15 protein-coding genes are annotated in these 19719 nt (G+C 60.4%); 5 read left to right on the top strand and 10 right to left on the bottom strand.

The window, feature by feature from the left end; genetic code table 11:
- Nucleotides 1–69 precede the first annotated feature (69 nt).
- From hpt to ppa, 4 genes are all read right to left on the bottom strand, one after another.
- Nucleotides 70–621, bottom strand: a complete 552-nt coding sequence (hpt, locus tag O3648_RS01320) for a hypoxanthine phosphoribosyltransferase (protein WP_279742227.1) — start codon at nucleotides 619–621, stop codon at nucleotides 70–72.
- 181 nt (nucleotides 622–802) lie between these two features.
- Nucleotides 803–1936: a tRNA lysidine(34) synthetase TilS gene (gene tilS, locus O3648_RS01315; RefSeq protein ID WP_279742228.1), complete on the bottom strand. Its 1134-nt coding sequence runs from the start codon at nucleotides 1934–1936 to the stop codon at nucleotides 803–805.
- Between the two features lie 31 nt (nucleotides 1937–1967).
- Nucleotides 1968–2192, bottom strand: coding sequence for a helix-turn-helix transcriptional regulator (locus O3648_RS01310; RefSeq protein ID WP_279788321.1), 225 nt, complete (start codon nucleotides 2190–2192; stop codon nucleotides 1968–1970).
- A gap of 271 nt (nucleotides 2193–2463) precedes the next feature.
- The gene (gene ppa, locus O3648_RS01305) at nucleotides 2464–2949 is read right to left on the bottom strand and encodes an inorganic diphosphatase (protein WP_279742230.1); all 486 of its coding nucleotides are present in this window, start codon (nucleotides 2947–2949) and stop codon (nucleotides 2464–2466) included.
- Between the two features lie 319 nt (nucleotides 2950–3268).
- On the opposite strand from ppa, the gene dacB reads away from it, so the two are divergent.
- The 5 genes from dacB to O3648_RS01280 all read left to right on the top strand — a co-directional run bounded on the left by dacB (nucleotide 3269) and on the right by O3648_RS01280 (nucleotide 11720).
- Entirely contained in the window at nucleotides 3269–4807 is a 1539-nt protein-coding gene (dacB, locus tag O3648_RS01300; protein ID WP_371567942.1) for a D-alanyl-D-alanine carboxypeptidase/D-alanyl-D-alanine-endopeptidase, read from the top strand.
- Between the two features lie 212 nt (nucleotides 4808–5019).
- Nucleotides 5020–8079, top strand: a complete 3060-nt coding sequence (locus tag O3648_RS01295) for a DEAD/DEAH box helicase (protein ID WP_371567940.1) — start codon at nucleotides 5020–5022, stop codon at nucleotides 8077–8079.
- Nucleotides 8080–8691: 612 nt separating this feature from the next.
- Complete coding sequence (locus O3648_RS01290) at nucleotides 8692–9933, top strand: MFS transporter (RefSeq protein ID WP_279742233.1); 1242 nt, start codon at nucleotides 8692–8694, stop codon at nucleotides 9931–9933.
- A 241-nt stretch (nucleotides 9934–10174) separates the two neighbouring features.
- The gene (locus tag O3648_RS01285) at nucleotides 10175–10795 is read left to right on the top strand and encodes a recombinase RecJ (protein ID WP_371567936.1); all 621 of its coding nucleotides are present in this window, start codon (nucleotides 10175–10177) and stop codon (nucleotides 10793–10795) included.
- 193 nt (nucleotides 10796–10988) lie between these two features.
- On the top strand, nucleotides 10989–11720 hold the full coding sequence (locus O3648_RS01280; protein ID WP_279788315.1) for a metal-dependent transcriptional regulator: 732 nt from the start codon (nucleotides 10989–10991) through the stop codon (nucleotides 11718–11720).
- Nucleotides 11721–11807: 87 nt separating this feature from the next.
- Here O3648_RS01280 and O3648_RS01275 read toward each other — a convergent pair whose 3' ends face one another.
- The 6 genes from O3648_RS01275 to O3648_RS01250 all read right to left on the bottom strand — a co-directional run bounded on the left by O3648_RS01275 (nucleotide 11808) and on the right by O3648_RS01250 (nucleotide 19534).
- Nucleotides 11808–12692, bottom strand: coding sequence for a metal ABC transporter permease (locus O3648_RS01275; RefSeq protein ID WP_279788314.1), 885 nt, complete (start codon nucleotides 12690–12692; stop codon nucleotides 11808–11810).
- On the bottom strand, nucleotides 12693–13523 hold the full coding sequence (locus O3648_RS01270) for a metal ABC transporter ATP-binding protein (protein ID WP_371567933.1): 831 nt from the start codon (nucleotides 13521–13523) through the stop codon (nucleotides 12693–12695).
- 211 nt (nucleotides 13524–13734) lie between these two features.
- A complete protein-coding gene (locus tag O3648_RS01265; protein WP_254756574.1) occupies nucleotides 13735–14697 on the bottom strand; it encodes a metal ABC transporter substrate-binding protein in 963 nt (320 codons plus the stop codon).
- Nucleotides 14698–14999: 302 nt separating this feature from the next.
- Nucleotides 15000–15800: an exodeoxyribonuclease III gene (locus O3648_RS01260; protein WP_279754480.1), complete on the bottom strand. Its 801-nt coding sequence runs from the start codon at nucleotides 15798–15800 to the stop codon at nucleotides 15000–15002.
- A gap of 859 nt (nucleotides 15801–16659) precedes the next feature.
- Nucleotides 16660–17655: a bile acid:sodium symporter family protein gene (locus O3648_RS01255; protein WP_371567931.1), complete on the bottom strand. Its 996-nt coding sequence runs from the start codon at nucleotides 17653–17655 to the stop codon at nucleotides 16660–16662.
- Nucleotides 17656–17902: 247 nt separating this feature from the next.
- Nucleotides 17903–19534, bottom strand: coding sequence for a M48 family metalloprotease (locus tag O3648_RS01250; RefSeq protein WP_371567928.1), 1632 nt, complete (start codon nucleotides 19532–19534; stop codon nucleotides 17903–17905).
- Nucleotides 19535–19719: the final 185 nt, after the last annotated feature.

Raw genomic sequence — 19719 nt, 5'->3', positions numbered from 1 at the left:
GCCCCGCTCCCCCACAAACGTGAGGAAGCGGGGCGTCACCACCAACAGCATGGTTGCTGAGGTGAAGGCTTAGGAGTAAACGTGCGGGTGCAGGGTTGCGACACAGTCCAGGTTGCGGTACTTCTCAGCGAAGTCCAGGCCGTAACCAACAACGAACTCGGGCTCAATGTCCCAACCGACGTACTTGACGTCAACGTCAGCCTTGACAACCTTAGGCTTGCGCAGCAGGGTGCAAATCTCAACGGAAGCTGCGCCGCGAGAAATCAGGTTCTGCTGCAGCCATGCCAGGGTCAGGCCGGAGTCAATGATGTCTTCAACAATCAGGACGTTGCGGCCTACCAGGTCGGTATCCAGGTCCTTGAGGATACGCACAACACCTGAGGACTTGGTGCCGGAACCATAAGAAGAAACAGCCATCCAGTCCATGGTGTAGTGGCCCTTGAGAGCACGGGAAAGGTCAGCCATAATCATGATGGCGCCTTTGAGAACACCCACCAACAGCACGTCCTTACCGGCGTAGTCCTCGTCGATGCGCGCCGCCAGTTCGGCGACCTTCGCATTAACCTCTTCCTTGCTGAAGAGAACGTTCTTAATATCGTCCTGCACGTCGATAGCCTGCACGATGTATTCCTTCGTATCTTTAGACGCTCTGCGTCTCCGCCGGAGCCCCAGGTACGGGGTTTCATACCTTCCCCCAGCGGACAATGTGGATGATGTTCGCCTTAAGTATGGCTTAAAACGGCGCCGCGGCGCACCTTACCAAGCAGACAGTGTGTGCTGAGGAGGCTCCGCGGGTACCTAGTTAGGGTCGAGTTGGCACTAATACGAGCACGTCCAGGCATTTACCAGTTGCTGGATGCACAATTTTGCGGCGACGGTACGCGCTTACGTGACCGGGCATCTGAACGGGTCCAGCTACCGCATATTCGGCGGTGAAAAAGTCCAGCGCCCGCAGTCGCTCGAAGCCCGGGTTCTCTCCCCCGGCGGCTTTACAGGCCGTCGCAAGCACACGCAAACGAAGCGCCGGATGCAGCGCCGCCACCTGCGCACGGTCCAGCAGCACGGCGTCCTCGCCTTCGATGCCGCGCACAGCGGTTCCGGCGGGTAGAATTGCCTGCTTGTAGGCTGCCTGTGCCCGTTCGTCGAGGTATTCGGCATCGGGGCCAGCTACGGAGGCGGTGCGCGCCAGGGAGCGGGCGACGTCCCCCCCGAGGTACTTCTCGAGGTAGGGCAGCACGCTGTGGCGGATGCGGGCACGCATGAGGGATTGGTCAGTGTTGGTCGGGTCAATCCAGGGCGTGAGGGTTTCGGCGTCGCAGATGTCGAGCATGTCGGTGCGGCGCAGGTCAAGGAAGGGTCGCAGGTAGATGACACCCTCTTCGACGCGTACAGGCGGCATGCCCGCTAGGGAGCGTGTGCCAGAGCCTCGGCTCAGGCCGAGCAGCACGGTTTCTGCCTGGTCGTCAAGGGTGTGGCCAAGCAGTACGGCACGGGCACCGGTCGCCTCGATGGCTCTCGCGAAGGCACTGTAGCGGGCGGTGCGTGCCGCCATTTCGGGGCCCATGTTACCGGCGGGAACCTGCACTTTTTCGGTGATGACGGGGTGAAGCCCCAGGTCGGCAAGGGTCTGCGCAGTCTGCGCGGCGATTGCGGCGGAGTCTTCTTGTAGGCCGTGGTCGACGATGATGGCGCCTACGCGTACGTCGCTGCGGCGGGCAAAGTGCGCGGCAATGGCTGCCAGCGCGAGGGAGTCGGGGCCGCCGCTGCAGGCGACCAGGAGCAAGGGTAGGTCGGCGGCGTCCGCGGTAGAGGCGGTGCGGGAGCGTCCGGTGGCTTTGATGCTTCCGGCGCCAAGGAGCTTTTCGAGGGCGGCGGCGAGGTGGCGGCGGGCAGTGCCGACGGCGGGGTGCAGGCGTCCTGCGCGTCCATTCTGCATGGTGGTTCCTTTATATAGGCGTGCGGGAGGGTTAGGTGAGGGAGTTCGCAATAGTCAGCTCGATGCCGAGCTCTTGGGCGACCTTGAGGACCGCACCAATTGATGGGCCGGGTAGCCCACGTTCAATATCACGGATCGTTTTATCGCTGATCCCAACCATCCACGCCAACTCCATTTGAGTGATTTTTTCGTACTTGCGTACGGCGCGAACCTGGGCACCAAATTCCTGCGCGAACCCCGTTGCGTCGAATGCCATGGGGTTTCCTCCTCACCGCTACAGAACCTCAATTTATACGAACTATTCTTCGTAATATGCCCATAATAGCACCCCAAGAATCTCTCTGAGGCTGTGATTCCGAAGAATAGTTCGGCTGCAAATGCTCTTCCCGGAACCTCCGAACACAATCAAGGAGTACAACAAAAAAGGGGGCGTGCCCACCGCCTCCAGCACGCACGAAACTCGCACGAACCAGACACGGGGAACACGTCCCCTGACAAAAACCGGGTGCACCTAACGGTGCGGCAGTTTAGTGACCCTCAGCTGCGAAACGGTCGATAGCCTCCTGGACCATCTTCTCAGCAGCGGCCAGGTCTTCCCAGCCCTCGCCCTTAACCCACTTGCCGGGCTCCAGGTCCTTGTAACGCTCGAAGAAGTGCTGAATCTCAGCCTTCAGCTGTTCGGGAACATCAGCCAGGGACTTGATGTGGTTGTAACGCTTGTCGGTGGGAACGCACAGAACCTTAGCGTCGCCGCCAGCCTCATCGGTCATGTTGAACACAGCAACCGGGCGAGCCTCAACCAGCACGCCGGGAACAACATCAACGTCCAGGATCAGCATTGCGTCCAGCGGGTCGCCGTCCTCACCGAGGGTGTTCTCGAAGTAACCGTAAGCGGTGGGGTACTGCATGGAGGTGAACAGCACGCGGTCCAGGCGCAGGCGGCCGGTCTCGTGGTCCACTTCGTACTTCACACGGGAGCCGCGGGGAATTTCAATAGTGACATCGAGTTCCATCGGAACCTTCTTTCTCGTGAGTTAGAGTCACTTTCGCGGCGACTTCGGCGCGCAAGGTGCGAAAGTTAGGTGTTGAACTCACCCATTGTAACCCGTTCACGCACACGGAAACCGCGTATTCGGCACCAAAACCAGCGTAATTTACCACGCACACACCACCGTTAACGTTCCACCTAGTCCCACGCCCGCCAGGGCACCCCCGCCACCGTGCCGGGCACCCCAGATAAGGTTCGTGAAGGTCGGCAAGAGCGCAGCATGAGCATCACGGCACCGGCACGTAAACTCGATAGGCACCCCATCCGCCCGCTATGCTCAAAAGATGCCTTCCAACAAGCACAACACCCAGAGCACCACCCTCACCCGCCGCGCCGCACTCACCCTCGGCGGCATGCTCCTCCTCACCGCCTGCGGATCCGCCGCGACCGAACAGAAACGCCCCGAAGGCTCCGCAAGCCCCACTGAGAGCGCAACCGGCACCGCCAATGCAACCACTTCCGCCGCTCCGAGCCCAACCCTCGCCCCCGCACTGCCCGAGGCGGAGCAGGAGCAGCTACGCAATGCCCTCACCGCGCTCTTCGTGGACGGCACCTACCCGCAGTACAGCCTGCTCGTCACCGGCATGGACGGCAACCTGCCCAACATCAAAGCAGCCACCGCACCCGCCGACCTGTACGCCGCCAACGCCGACACCGCACGCGTGCCCGCCTCCACTTTTAAGGTGCTGACGCTATTCGCGCTCAGCCACTACGCTAACCTGCAGGCGCGCCTACGCACCCGCGTCACCCGCGACACCGCCGGACTGTACCTCATGGCGGGTGGCGACACCCTGCTCGGTGCCGGGGCCTCCAACCCGAAGCAGATTGTGGGACGCGCAGGCCTGGGCACCCTCGCTGAGCTGACTGTGAAGGCGCTCCTGCAGGGTGAGAAACCTGCCACGGCGCTACCCGTCTACTTTGACGGCACCTTCTTTAGCGGCCCCGGCGTGAACCCTGGCTGGGATGCTGCCGACCTGGCATCCGGCCAGATCACTCCCATTCACCCGATTGCGCTCGAATCGCACACGGTGCCGGGCAAGTCGACCCCAAGCAACCCGGTACGCCCGGACGATGCGGCAGTTGCAGCGCAGCAGGCGTTCGTGGATGCACTCAACACCGCCGGCAAGGAATCCGGCCTGAGCTTCACCCTGGCTGAGCGCCGTACCGCCCCCGCAGAGGCGGTTGAAATCGCTGCGGTCGAATCGGCAACCCTGCTGGAGCAGGCGCAGCACATGATGCTCGAATCCGATAACGCCCTGGCCGAGGTGCTCGGCCGTTGCGCTGCCATCGCCGCCGGTAAGGAAGGCAGCGGCGAAGCGGCACAGCAGACCGTACGCCAGGCACTCGTGGATGCCGGCGTGAACATCGAAAACCTGGTGCAGGCGGACGTGTGCGGCATGTCCCTGACGGACCGCGTGACCGCCCGAACCCTCGTGCAGGTTGTGGCACTCATGAACGCCGACGAGCACGCCGAGCAGCTTATGAGCACGTTCCCGGTCGCGGGCGTGAGCGGCACCCTGTCCGATCGTTTTGGTGCGGCGAACGCCGTGCACGCACGCACCTTTGTGCGGGCGAAGACTGGCACCCTGTACACAGTGTCTTCGTTGTGCGGTGTGGCAACCCGACCCGACGGAACCCGCCTGATTTTCGCGATTATTCTGAATGGTCTGGGCGGTTCGGATACACTACCCGCCGCGAAGGAACGCGTGGACGCCGCGGCGGCAGCGATTGCGAACCGCTCGACCTCGCCGAGTGCTTCTGCTGATCCCTCTGCGGTAGCACCGGCTGCTTCTACCGCGGCTACGGCGGGTACCGCCTCCTAACATGTGCACCCGGATAGCCCCGAAAGCCCTCTAAATCATTGCTTAAAGGTTGATTTTCTGTACTGTTTCACGTGAAACCTAAAAATCAACCTCTCGGGGCGAGGGGGTAGCACGGGGTACCGATAGACTCCTCCACCGGTGCTCTCGCCCACTCCCTGCGACGGGAGTTTTATATTCGCCTTGTTTCTCTCTCCTCCAGCAGAAAAGTCACCATGGACCTTACCTTCACCCTCGCTGATCTGACCGCCACCTCCGCATGCGAGCTGCGGCTCTACACCGAGCTTCGGGAATGCGCGCAGAAGCAGTCAGCCCTCCCCCCTGAGAAGTCCGAGCGTGCCCGCGAAGCGTACCGCGAGTGTCTACGAGTGCTGACCGAAGGTGGCATGGTCAGCAGTGGAGTAGTCGGCAGTGAGCACGCAGGCGGCACAGCACGCTCGGTGTCCCTGGTGGCGACCTCTGAGGAGGGGCTGACCTACACGGTGGAGCTTGACCGCCTGGAATGCCCAACCGCGGACAGCGCCGCGCGAATCATCTGCACCCCGCACCCGAGTGAGGCGGCGCATCGTGCGCTACTGCGCGGTGCCCTGGCGGCGCACCTGCTGACCGCCGGTACCGTCGAGAGCACTACCGAGAGTGCCAAGAACGCGGTGCGCCTCGATCTCTATCTAGAGCACGAAAATGAGTCCAAATCAGAGCCCGCTGAGCCCACCGAACATACTGCGCACTCCTCCCCCACTGGTCAACCTCACCGGGTTGATTCGGCGCGTATTCTGCCGCTGATTCGCCTGCAGGAGCAGCGTCTCCTACTACTCACCCAGGCACTGAACGAGGGTTTAGAACCGGCGGAACTTGCCCAGCACATCCCATATTTACTGACCTGCGGCGAATGCCCGGCCTGCCTGAACGCGGCGGCACCTCTTGCCCTCGCGACCGACACCCCGGAGCTCGTCACCGAAGACACTGCCGAAAACCCTGAAACTGAGGAGCATCCGGCCATGTACCGAGTGCCCGCCGCAGTCGAGAACGACAGCGAACAGTACCGCCTGCAGTGCCTACTAGATGCCCAGCTCGCCTCCCTCGAAGAGCACGCGGCGGAGCACGGCTGGGGTGCCGGTGAACTTGAGGCGGCGATGCTACTGTCCATGACGAATTATCACCGCCGTGAGCGCGCCCCGTTCTGGCGTGAACACATTCGCCGTCTGGAGGACGGCCCGACGGCGTGGGTGGCGAGCCGCGATTACGCGTACCTTGATCGGGTGCAGGTGCTTTCGGCGGAGCATGCGCATGCTCTTCTGAATGCCCCCGCAGACCTGGAGGCGCTTGCCGCCGCCATGAAGGAGTCCACCGAGGTTGAGGACGCCCCCGGCTGGTATCGTGTGCGCGGGGCACAGGTGCGCCTGCTGCGTGCGCGAATTGAGGCTGACCCAAGCCTGGTGATTGCGCCCTCTGACCGTGCGGTTTTTTGTGCGTATGAGGCGGGGTTGAGCCCGCAGATTGCGCTGGACCGCATGGAGTCGCAGGTGAATTATTTCCGTGCGTCGAATCCGGATGAGCGTATGCCCACCGAGTTGGCGGCGACGGGTTTCTTTGGCATACGGATGCTGGCGGTGACGCAGAGCGGTTTCCGTGCCGGATCTGAGGGTTCTGCGGACCCCGCAGAGGCTACCGCAGAGGCTGTCGAAGAGTTGCCCGGTGAGTTCCTGGAGGTGCTTCTGCAGGAGCGCATCCGCGTGAAGGATGAGCCGCACGGCGCCCTGCCTTCGGGTATTGGTCCTGGTGATCCGGTGTCTACGGCGACGATTGAGGCGGCTCTGCAGTCTGATGTGCACAGGTTGCTTTTCGACGGTGCCCTCATGCCTAGCGGCTCTATCACCGATGAAGATTCCGAACCCTCAGAGGCTCCCTCCTCCCCCAGCGCCCTGCCGAGCGTACTCGATGCGGCGGCTTCCCTGACGGGGGTACAGAGCGCCTCCGCGGATTTGCTGTTCCGCCGCGCACCGCGCCTAAAGAAGGGCGCCTCGAACGCCAAAAATGCAGAAAATCTACCCCGTGAGGTTGATTTTTCCGCCTCTGACCTGCCCACGGTGGATGCCGTGCACGCGGCGGTTCGCGCTCTCGACCACTCCTATGTGGCGGTTCAGGGCCCTCCCGGTGCGGGCAAGACTTTCCTCGCCTCGCATGTGATTGCGCGCCTGGTGGCGGAGGGCGCGAAGGTGGGCGTGGTGGCTCAGTCGCATGCGGTGATTGAGAATCTTATGTTGGCGTGCTGCGCCCGTGATGGTTTTGATGTTTCACGTGCGGTGCGTCTGCGCGGCAAGTCGGTAACCCCGGACGCCCCGTGGTCTGAGGTGTCTGATTCTGAGCTGGTGGAGCTGATTTCTGGTGCGGGCGGCCTGCTGTTTGGCGGCACGGTGTGGGATTACGTGAGTGAGCGTCGCGTGCCTGCCGGGTCGTTGGATGTGCTGGTGGTTGATGAGGCTGGCCAGTTCTCTCTGACGAATACGGTGGCGGCGGCCCGTGCGGCACGTTCGGTGCTGCTGTTGGGCGATCCGCAGCAGTTGCCGCAGGTGTCGACGGGTGTGCATCCGTACCCGGTGGATGTTTCGGCGTTGGGTTGGTTGTCTGATGGGGCGGCGGCGCTGGATCCTCGTTGTGGCTATTTCTTGGGTGAGTCGTGGCGCATGGATTCGGCGCTGTGCGAGCGGGTGTCGTGGCTGTCCTATGATGGCGCGTTGGCGAGCGCTGCGGCGACGGATGGTCGTGCCCTGCAGGGTGTTGCGCCGGGTGTGGTGTCGTATCCGGTGGAGCATGCGGGCTGTTCGGTGCGTTCTGTGCAGGAGGCGCAGGCGGTGGTGGATTGTGTGCGCGAGTTGTTGGGCCGTGAGTGGGTTCCGGCAGCTGGTGCTGCGCCGCGCCCGTTGGCGGCGGAGGATTGCATTGTGGTGGCGGCGTATAACGCACAGGTTGATTGTGTGCGTGAGGCGCTGATTGCGGCTGATTTGGCTGATTCTTCGGGTGCTGGCGTGCGTGTGGGTACGGTGGATAAGTTCCAGGGTCAGGAGGCTGCGGTGGTGTTGGTGTCGTTGGCGTCGTCGCGGGTTGATTCTGGGCGCGGTGCCGGGTTTGTGCTCTCGCCGAATCGTTTGAATGTGGCGGTGTCGCGCGGTCAGTGGCGGGCGGTATTGGTGCATTCGCCGTGGGTGGCGCGTTCGGTGCCACAGGATGTTAAGGAGGTGCTGGCTCTGTCGGGCTTCGCGGGCCTGGTGGAGTAGTGCTCTTCTGCACTCCCCCGCCCCTGCCCGCTGCGTTGCGGGGCTGACCGGTGGCGGGCGTCTTTGGCGTGCCCGGAATCGGGTTCAGCCGGGTTCATTCAGGGTTCGGTTGGGTGGAAGCACCAAGAATGAGTTATAGTCAATCTAACCCTAATGTCAATACTCAAAATGAGGAAAGTTTTTCAACATGAGTTCATGCATATGACTCATATCTCCACTATGATTTAAGACACCAACAGATGTTGGGGGTTGAGCTGAATCACTCAACCAAGATTCGATAGCCATAGATGACTATCTGTCGAAAGAAACACCAATGGAACTCGATATTCAGGATTTGATTACCTCATCCGAAGATGAGCTCAAGAAGTCGTGAATTCTTTTCTTGGATTGACACTTCAGGAAGTAGCGACCCTCGTCTAGGTTACGAGGAAGCTCATACAGATAAAGTTCCAGAGATAAATGCTGCAATATCTCCTATAGTCCTTATATCTGGATCACTTGCCGCATATGAAGGAATTAGGTATCTTGCCAAACTTAAGCCGCAAAGTTTAGGTAAATCAATACATCAAAATATGTTCGATTACAGTAATTCATACATAGTGGAGGTCCCCCATGAGTGTCAACACCGAGCTACTCAAGAATAGAGATTTTCGAAATACTCTCTTCGCCATTGGAGCCAACCAGCTCTCAGACTCGATGAGCTATATCACCACGCCCATCATTATTTTGGCGCTAACCGGCTCCCCCGAAGCTGCGAGTATCACCCTCTTCGTCGCGGGTGTTCTCGCCACCTGCGCCGGAGCAGTATCTGGAACGTGGGTCGATAGAATCGGCCCCTCAAAGTGCCTGGCACTGTCCTGTATCGGCCAGTCGCTGTCCTGGATAGCGATTCTTCTCTACCTCGTTTTCAACGTCACCAACATTTACATTTTGGTGATTACGATCTCTCTCGCCGCCATCATTTCCACCTTCGACTACCCGAGTGAACAGTCCATCATCACCCGCGTAGTCCCCAAGGAACACCTAGGGTACGCATCCGGTATGGGTGAGACGCGCGAGTCCACCGCCAACCTGCTGGGCGGCCCGGTCGCCGGCATCATTATCGGCTTCTCGACCGTGCTCATGACCGCAGTTCACGCGGTCGTCAACCTGCTGGCGTTCATCGTCGCACCCAAGAGCTACGGCGCTAGTCGGCAGCCCGCGGAAGAGGAGGAGAGCGAGAAAACCAGCTTCTGGCAGGACTCAAAAGCCGGTTTCGAGTACATCCTGAAAAACAAGGTGCTGGTGTCCATTGCGTTCGTTTCAACGCTTGCAAACTTTGGAACGGTCGGCATTCCGCTCACCTTCATCTACTACTACACCCTGGAGGGCGCACACCCGCTCTTCATCGGCATCTTTGCGAGCGCCTTCGGTGTGGGCGTGTTGCTCGGTTCGTTCCTGGTCGGCCCGCTGACCGAGAAGTTTGCGCTCGGCCCGCTCGGTATCACCTCCCTGGCTATCATGTCGGCCTGCTACCTGTTGCTGCCGGTGGTTCATTCGATGCTGTGGGCGGTGTGCCTGCTGATTGTGTTGGCGGGTATTGTGCTTCCCTCCTTCAATTCGAGCATCATTGCGTACATTAACGCATCCACCCCGGAGCATATGATCGGTCGCGTGCACTCGGTGCAGGGCATCCCGAACATGGCGCTGACCCCGCTGGCTGTTCTGCTGGCAGGCTTCCTCATTGTTGATTGGGGCATTACGTACACGGCACTGTTCTACGCGGTGTTCATTTTCCTGTCGCTGGTGGTGATGGTATTCCAGAAGCCGCTACGTCAGCTGCCCCATATCTCGCAGGTAACGAACGCACAGTAGTTCCACGATAGCCCCGTCTATCAACTCCACTCAACACCCCCGAAAGCGAATAATTCAACGTGCACTTGCATGAAAATTATTTTCCTTTCGGGGGTGTTCTACGTCCTTTTGAGGATTTCTGCACACAGTGCACGCTTACAATAATTCCCCTTATCAATGCGCATTTTTGGGGTTTTAAATGTTGCCGGTATTACGGCGAACCTTACGCCGCTTGTTGAAGGTTTTACGGCATAATAGGAAGGTGTTCGTTCTAACCTTCATTCAACGTTCCGCACAGCACTCACTCACTGCACTGTCGGACGAACTCGCAAAGCTCAACCCGCGTGTTGCCTTCGCCCAGACATACCCTGACGAAATTCAGGGCGCTTTCGACCGCGCCAGCGACGCACTACACGCGGCGCTCATTGCCGCGCGCGATAACGGCTTCTGGGTCGGCATCGGAATCGGCGAGCTCAACATCCCCCGATTCGCAGGCGCACTCGGCGCCGTCAGCACCACCGATTGCACCGGCGATGCCCTCGAATTCTCACGCCTCGCCGTCGAAGAAGCACAGGGAGGTGCACCCGTACGCTGCATCAGCATCAGCGCCGATAACCGCCACCTTGCCGACCTTGCCGCAGGCTCCGCACGTCTGCTCTACCGCGTATGCGCCGACCGCACCGAAGCCGAATGGCGCGTGGTAAACCTGCTCGTACCCGGCGTGCGCGGCCAGCAGAAAGCAGCCGCAACCGCACTCGGCATCACTACCCAGGCGGTCAGCCGTGCCCTCGTCCGCTCCCTCTGGCATGAGGAGCAGGCGGCACGCGGTGCACTCATCGAACTACTGACCCGTATTGACGGTTCGCGCCGCCGCGCCACCTAACGCCGCCGCGCATCCCTCATTCTTTCGCGCCTGCCAGCCTTTCGTACCTGTCAGCGCAGAACCGAATACCTGATCCCGCCCGTGATGGTCGCCCCCTGCCAGGGGTGAACCACCGGGCGGGATGCTCTTTAAGCCCGCACTGGATACCCTGCAACTCGACGGGCAAAACCAGCGAAAAGGTAAACTTATCTTTATGCCTCTCTCAGAACTTTCCGTCAGCACCCAGAACTACCTCAAGGAAATCTGGAGCCTCGAAGAATGGACCCAAACCCCTGCCACCGCATCCGCCCTGGCAGAGCGCATGGGCCTGCGCATTTCTTCGGTATCTGACGGCCTTAAGCGCCTGGCTGCCGCCGATCTGATTGAGCATCAGCCCTACGGCGCCATTGAGCTCACTGAAACCGGCCGCTCCTACGCGCTGGCGATGATTCGCCGCCATCGCCTCATTGAGACATTCCTGGTTGAGACTCTCGGCTACACCTGGGACCGTGTGCACGACGAGGCGGAGGTTCTGGAGCACGCGGTATCCGACTTCATGGTGGACCGCATCGACACCCTGCTGGGGCACCCGACCCGCGACCCGCATGGCGACCCGATCCCGGACGCTTCAGGGCATATTAGTTTTCCGCAGACCGTGCCGCTGAGCCAGTGCGAACCCGGCGAAACGGTCGTGCTCGAACGCATTAACGATGACGACCCACGCCTGCTGCGTTACCTGCAGGGCCAAGGTTTTGTGCCCGGCGTGCGCCTGCACATTGAGGAGGGTGCGCCCTTCTCGGAGGCGGTGAATGTGAGCGTGGTCGGTGCCGGTTCCGGCAACCTGCACGAGACGGACGTAGCCGGCGTAGTAAAGCCCGGCGGCACGATTATTCCGTTGGGTGCGGAGGCGACCGCCTCCCTGTTCGTGTCCCGCACGGTCCGGTAGAAGCGCGACTAAACCTTCAGAAGACAGCAATAGGCGGAAAACCCCACGGTGGGACTTTCCGCCTATTGCTGTATGTGGTGAGCTTTCTTAGGAAGCTGACAGCTCAGTTTTCGTTGCAGCAGTGTTGAGCCGGCGGGCACGCATCCTGCCCAGCAGACCGTAGCGCGGGGCAAACACATACGCCAGGGCGAACAGCATACCCTGCGTAACAACCACGGCACCGCCGGGGGATACATCCGCGTGGTAGCTGACGTACAGACCGGTCAGCGTGCCCACCAGGGACACACCCACACTCACCAGAAGCATGGGCACAAACCGGTCAGTGACCAGGCGCGCGGTAGAGCCGGGGATGACGAGCATCGCCACGACCAGCACCACACCCACAATCTGCAGCGCCACCACAGAGGTCAGTGCCAGCATAATCAGCAGCAGCGCACCGAGCAGACGCGGACGCAACCCAACCGCCTGCGCAAAGCCCGGGTCGAAGGCGTACAGCACGAAGTCGCGGCGCTTGACCAGCAGCACGGTGGCAACCACCACCGCGAGGACGGCTACCTGCCAGACATCCGACCAGGACACACCCAGCACGTTACCGAAGAGAATATGGTTCAGGTCGGTATTCGACGGCGTGACCGAAATCAGCACCAGACCGAACGCGAAGAGGGTCGTGAACACGATGCCGATTGCGGCGTCTTCGCGCACGCGGCCGCTGCGCCGCACCCCGCCGATGAGCGCCACCGCCACGAGCGCGGCAATGACCGCACCCAACGCGAAGGGTGCACCGAAAATGTAGGCGAGCACCACGCCGGGCAGCACCGCATGCGAGATGGCGTCGCCCATGAGAGACCAGCCGAGCAGCACAAGCCAGCAGGAGAGCAGGGCGCAGACGGCAGCGGCAATGATGGTAACCACGAATGCGCGGAGCATGAAGGGCAGGGTCAGCGGCTCTACCAGAAAGTTGAGGATGTCCATTTAGTTCTTCCCTTCCGCAGAGCTGTTTGTAGTATTGCCGGAGGTAGTAGCTGTGGAGACAGCGACCGGTGTGCCGGTGTCTACTTCCATGCCGAAGGCACGCACCAGGTTCTCGGGGGCGAGCACCTTCTCGGGGGTGTCGTGCATCAAAATCTCACCGCGCAGCAGCAGCGCCTCGTCGGCGAACTGGCGCAGGGTCGCCAGGTCGTGCGTCGAGACCAGCACGGTCGCGCCCTCATCACGCAGCTGTTTGATGACCTGAATGAGCATCGCCTCGCTGCGCTTATCCACACCGGCGAAAGGCTCATCCAGCAGTAGCAACTGGGCGCCCTGGGCGATAGCGCGTGCCACGAAGGCGCGCTTACGTTGACCGCCCGAGAGCGCCCCAATCTGACGGTCGGCAAGGTCGGTCAGTTCCACGCGGGCGAGTGCCTCATCCACAGCGGCACGGTCTGCGGCACGCAGGTGGCGGGTGATGCCGAGGTTACGGTAGCGCCCCATATTGACCACCTCACGTACGGAGATGGGGAAGGTCCAGTCGATTTCTTCGCTCTGCGGCACGTAGCTGACGAGTCCGGCGCGGTGGCGGTGTGCGTTCTTACTGCGGCTGCCGGTGCGGTTGCCGCCGACAGGCTGCCCGTCGAGGGTGATGCTGCCGGCGTGCATGGGCACGACCCCCATGATGGCTTTGAAGAGGGTTGATTTGCCGGAGCCGTTCATGCCGATCAGGCCGCAGATACGTCCGGTGTCCAGGGTGAAGGATGCGCCCGTGAGGGCGCGGACTGGCCCGTAGTTCACATGCACATTTTCGCAGCTGAGAAGAGTGCTCATTCCTTGTGTTCTTTCTGGTGGTCACCGTATGCGTGAGGCGGGTGTACTTGCTTGAGTGTTGGTGAGTGGATGCTGTGTGAGCGGGTGTTAACGGCGTGGGAGGAGCGGAGCCAAGAAGACAACCGCCCCTCCTATCCTATCGGGGGTTTGGGGTTTATCCGGGGTTTCGATGCGGGGTTTGACCCTGGTTTAGCCCGGGTTTATGCCTGGTTTAGGAGTTGCCCTTGAGGCCCGCAACGATGGTACGTGCGTCGTAGCGAATCATGTCCAGGTAGGTGGGCACGGGGCCGTTCGCCTCGGAGAGCGAGTCCACGTAGAGCACGCCGCCGAATCGTGCGCCGGTGGCGTCTGCGACCTGGCGCATCGGGTTGTCAGAGACGGTGGATTCACAGAACACGGCGGGCACCTGGTTCTGGCGCACGTAGTCGATCGCGGAGGAAATCTGCGAGGGGGTCGCCTGCTGTTCGGAGTTGACCGCCCAAATGTACTTTTCCTTCAGGCCAGCGTCTGCCGCCAGGTAGGAGAAGGCGCCTTCGCAGGTGACCAGTGCGCGCTGGTTCTCGGGCAGGGTGGAGATTTCCTTGACGAGCTCGTCACGCACGCCCTGCAGCTGCTTCTTGTAGGATTCACCGCGGGACTTGTAGTCGGCGGCGTGGCCCGGGTCGAGGGCGCTAAATTCGCGAATCATCACGTCCACGTACTTTTGCACGTTGCTGGGGCTCATCCAAGCATGGGGGTTGGGCTTGCCCGCGTAGGCATCCTCGGTAATGGAGATGGGCGTGACTCCCTCGGAGACGGTCACGTGCTTAGCTTTCGATTCTTCAACGAACTTCGCGAACCAGGATTCGAGGTTCAGGCCGTTGTCGAGCACCAGGTCAGCGGCGTGCGCCTTCTGCAAGTCGGAGGGGGTGGGCTCGTACTCGTGAATCTCTGCGCCGGGCTTGGTGAGGGATTCGACGTTCAGGTCGTCGCCTGCCACGTTGCGAGCGATGTCTGCGAGCACGGTGAAGGTGGTGAGCACAGTCTTCTTACTGTTGCTGCTCTTAGCGCCTTCGGTGGTGCTGGCAGTGCTACCGCAACCGGTGAGTACGAGTAGCAGGGTAAGTGCGAGGGCGGCGCAGAGCGCCTGGATGAGGCGGCGTGTGTTGCTGCCTGCGGGGATGAGAGCGTTCATGAGGCATCCTTCATTGGAAGTCACGGGTTTGAGTATGTGGTTGATGTGTAGGATTTGCCGCGCCGGGACGATAGGGACACGGTGTGTCTGCGCAGGCATCATGGTGCGCTTTTGCCTGTCGTCCCGGGCGGAATTTAACAATAGTTCGTATAGGCGAACTTTTCAACTAAGCCATACAGAAAACTTTAAAATATTGGCAGAAACCCAGGGCAAAAGCACCAGCAGATACAGCAAGGAGGCGAGGGACCCCTCCCCCCGCCTCCTTGCTACACGCAGTTTTTACGGCAAGTTATACGCTCCGTTTAGTCGGCAATCTCAACCACAACCGGCGTATGGTCGCTTGCGCCTTCACCGGCGCGCTCCACCTTATCGATCCAGGCACGTTCCACGCGCGCGGCGAGCGCGGGCGAGAACAGCTGGAAGTCAATGCGCATGCCCTCATCCTTGGTGAAGCGGCCCGCTTGGTAGTCCCAGTAGGTGTACTCGCCCGGAGTGTGCGGGCGTACCACGTCCACCATGCCTTCTTCGAGCAGGGCGGCAAAGGCGCGGCGTTCGGGTGCGGAAACGTGGGTCATCTCGTTGCGCAGAAAGTAGTCAATATCCCACACATCGGCATCTTCGGGGGCGACATTCCAATCACCGACCAGTGCGAGCTGCGACTGCGGGTTGGCGACCAGTTCGTTGTGCACGTTCTGGCGGAGCGTCTCCATCCAGCGGAGCTTGTAGTCCATGTGCGGGTCGGTCAGGCCGCGGCCGTTGGGTACGTAGAGACTCCAGACGCGCACGCCGCCGCAGATTGCACCGATTGCGCGCGCCTCCAGCACCTCGGGTTCACCGGGCTTGCCGAAGTGTGGCTGGTTGTCGAAGCCGCGCTGCACGTCTTCGAGTCCGATTCGGGAGGCGATTGCCACGCCATTCCACTGATTCAGGCCGAAGTGTGCAACCTCGTAGCCCATGAATTCGAAGAGGTCGAAGGGGAAGGTTTCGTCCTTGGTTTTTGTTTCTTGCAGGGCGAGCACGTCAACATCGTGTTCGTCGAGCCAGTCTTCGACGCGGTTTTCGCGGGCGCGGATTGAGTTGATGTTCCAGGTGGCAATCTTCATGTCTTCTAGCTTAGCGGGTGCAGCGCAGACGCCTTTCAGTGTACGCAGGCGATTGTGTAGCGGCATGGGTACTCACAACCTGCCAGAACAGCGCCCCGCCCGCCTGCACAACCCATTGGGTCGCGCCGGCGGGCGGTGAATATATGCTCTAGTCAGCACTAAAAAGCTGGTCGGTATTACTCCTAGTCAACGACGGGAGTGTCCACAACCTTCAGGCCCCTATCGCCGTACGCATTGAGCATGTACAGGGAATCGGAGAAGTACAAGGGGTTGGCGGGGGTTCACCACGTCGGCTACGCCGTCACCGTCACGGTCAATTTCGGGGTAGGCACGGAGCGTGCGAGATGCCCAGCGGTTTTCGGGCTTGGTATGTTCAGTCTTCTTGACTTAGGCACGTAACGGGCGGGGAGTGAATCTCAACCGTTCCCATGTGAGTCTAAATTCTTGCAAGCAAGATGCACATCTATATAACCCTCGACAAAATGTTTTAGGGCAAAAATTAGGGAGCTTGTGTCACTCAACACCCTATAGTGTTGATTGTCTCCCCGGTTACTTTTATGCAATGGAGTGAAAATAATCCACAGAAAACCAACCGACCAGTGCAAATACCATATTTTGCACATAAATGCACTAATTGGTGAATTTTTATCGGTGCGCGCCATATCACTTCATAAACCGGTTGATACTATCCGAAGCACCTCCATTAAAACCCCTCATCCAAGGCTTATCTCACAGGATCAGAGGCCCCGAATAGCACCCGTCGGGCACCTACCAGAAGAACGCCCAATGAGCACTCCCCCCGGCAGCCACTTCTAACAGACACCCGGCAAGCGCCCAGCAGATTAGCTTCAATCCCCTACTAAGATTCCTTCGCGGAGGCGACACCCACCACATCCAGCCGCGCATAGCGGCCTGCAAGCCAGGTACAAATCATCAGTTGAACCTGATGGAAAATCATGATTGGCAGCATCATCAGACCCAGCGAGCCCGCACCAAAAATAATGATTGCCATCGGCAGGCCAGCCGCCAGCGACTTCTTCGAACCACAGAACTGAATTGTAATGCGGTCGGCACGGTTGAAGCCCAGACGCTTAGCCAGCTGGTCAGTCAGCCACAGCATGAACACCACAATAATCGCCATGAGGACGACCAGCAACGCGATCTGCCACCACTCCACGCGCGTCCACACACCCTGCACCACCGAAGCGGAGAACGCCGAATAGACGATCATCATGACCGAGAACTTATCCAGCCACTTGGTGGTCGGCTTCTTGGCGAACTCGCCCACCCAGCGGCGCGTCAGCTGGCCGAGCACAAACGGCAAGAATAGCTGAATAGCAATATCCAGGAAGACCGTTCCGGAGAACTCAATATGGCCCGTGTTCATCAGCAGCATGGCGAGCAGCGGGGTCGCCACCACACCCACAATCGAGGAGAGCGAGGCGCTCACAATCGCCGCCGCCACATTACCGCCCGCAATCGAAGTGAACGCAATTGACGCCTGCACGGTCGAGGGCACAAAGGTCAAGAACAGTATGCCCATGTACAGCCCATCACCAAGTACAAAACGCAGCGGTGAAAGCGCCAAACCGATCAGGGGGAACAGCACGAACGTGCAGCTCAAAATCATCAGGTGCAGACGCCAGTGGGTTAGGCCGCGAATGGCCTCCGTGGTGGAGAGGCGAGCGCCATACAGGTAGAACAGCAGGGCGACCGCGAACTTTGTTCCGGTGCTGAACCATTCTGCGAAGTCGCCGCGTACCGGTACGATAATTGCGAGAATAACCGCGCTAATGAGCATGGTCAGTAGCGGATCAAGCTTGATAGAGCGAAGGGATGAAAGCATGCTGACCATTCTAGACCTGTGTCTGTGTGCAGGTTCGGGAGTGCCGGGTGTATCTCAGCTGTAGGCGGGGTAGTTGAAGGTTACGGGCGTCTCATGCCAGGTAACCCGAATAGCTGTAGCAACCGGCTACGAGCCTGTGAGGAGGCGGTTAACGGCAGAATCCGTCGGGGCGCCTCAGGCACCCCGACGGGTTCGTGAAGGTTATTGAGCTGTGCGGCTCAGGCAGGCGCTTAGAGCGCACCCGGGCGGCTACTGGCTACTTCTTATCGCCGTCAAAGCCGTAACCGTACGGGCCGCTCTCAGAGGGGCCGCTACCGTACTGGCCGTAACCGTACTGTTCGGGAGCAGTCTGACCATTAGAAGATTGGCCGTTAGGCTGGCCATTAGAAGGCTGCTCAGGGGCAGGCTGGCCTGCACCGTTCTGACCAGCACCATTCTGGCCTGCGGCAGGCTGACCGAAGCCGGGCTGCTGACTGTACGCCGGCTGACCCGGTGCGGGCACCTGCGGGCCACCCGGAGCACCCGGTGCCGGAGCGCCACCGGCGGCAGCGTACGCATCCCAACGCTGGCCGTGGAAGGCACGAGCCTGCTCAGTGAGCCAGCCAGCGAACAGCGTAGCATTCGCATCGAACTCGGGGGCGTTCTCAGGCTTAGAGTACACATCCACGGTTTCCAGGGTGTGGTCTGCCCAAATGTCCTGGTGTTCACGCATGAACTCGGTGGACTGAATCGGATCGGGCCACATGTGCACCGGCTCCGCCGCCGGGATCAGGACAGGAACGCGCGGTACGGTGTCCTTGACCGGGTTCTCAGTCGGGCGCCAGAACAGGCGGCCGGGCTGGGTGCGGTCACGCAGCGCATGCGCACGCCAGGTGAGGATGGGGTGGCTTGCTATGAGGTTCACGTACCAGACGGCAAGGCCGCGGTCGGTGACGGCACGGTCGGCAAGCTCATCAAAGTTAACCTGCTTGTTCAGGTACTTACCTGCCGCAAGCACCTTGACAGCGCCCTCAGCACCCTCGGGGCAGAAACGGTAGCCGAAGTTGTCGGCGGTGTATTCCTGCGAGCGGGACAGTGCACTCGACAGCACCGGAATCTGGCTGAACAGCATAGTGAAAATCAGACGGAAATAACCGACGTGACCTGCGGCGATGTGGCCAACCTCGTGGCCAATAATGAAGCGTAGCGCCTGGGGGTCACGGGACTTACCACCAATCTCGAACAGGTCAGAGTACAGGCAAATGTAGCGGCGGAAGCCGTGACCCGCCGCAAAAGCGTTCATGGTGCCGTTACCGAGAACAACGTACGCGTCCGGTACACGACGCAGACCTGCCGCCTCAGCTGCTTCGGCGAGCATCTGGTACGCCTCAGGGAACTGGGTGGGGGTGATGCGCACACCCCGCACACGCTGCTGCGCGTAGTAGATTGCACGAACGATGAAGATGGCAATCGGGCCCAGGAGGAGCAGGCTAACCGTCTGGAAAATTAGGTCTTCCATGCTTGCCGTGGTGCTACCGGAAGAAGGTACACGAACCGAGCCTTCACCGGTTGAGCTGAAGATGTAATGCATCATCGAGCTGAACAGGTCAGCCAGCGCCATGAACAGCACAATGTAGCCGACCGCGGTGACCGCGTAGGCGGCGACCAGCCACGGAATTTCGGAGGGGTGACGCAACGCGTGCAGCACTTTCGGCGGCAGCATCGACTGGTAGGCGAATAGCTTCGGCTGGGGCAGGGGGCTGACCGGCTTCTGGCGCTCGTCTTCGGGGAGCCAGCCGGCGGAGAGGTCCTGCGGGAGGGGCTCACCGGGGGCGTGGAATGCCTGCTGGCCGGGCTGGGTGTTAAACTGCCCGCCAGGCTGCTGGTGGTTTTCAGGGGGTTGAGTCATGTCTCGTCCGCTTCGTATCGAGTGTTATCTGATTCCACTCTATCGTTTTTGGGCATGTGCTAGTGAATGTGAATACGCTTTTTCTCATAGAATGCCCATTCGAGACGCTACGGTACATCACATCATCGGAATACACAGCGCCGGGGCACACAGCCTTACGGGCATAAGAAATCCGCCGTAGCACC

The sequence above is a fragment of the Rothia sp. 27098_8_161 genome (assembly GCF_041432905.1).
In the GTDB taxonomy this organism is placed as follows: domain Bacteria; phylum Actinomycetota; class Actinomycetes; order Actinomycetales; family Micrococcaceae; genus Rothia.
The sequence above is the reverse complement of the archived record's forward strand: the minus strand, read 5'-3'. Positions and strand labels throughout refer to the sequence as shown.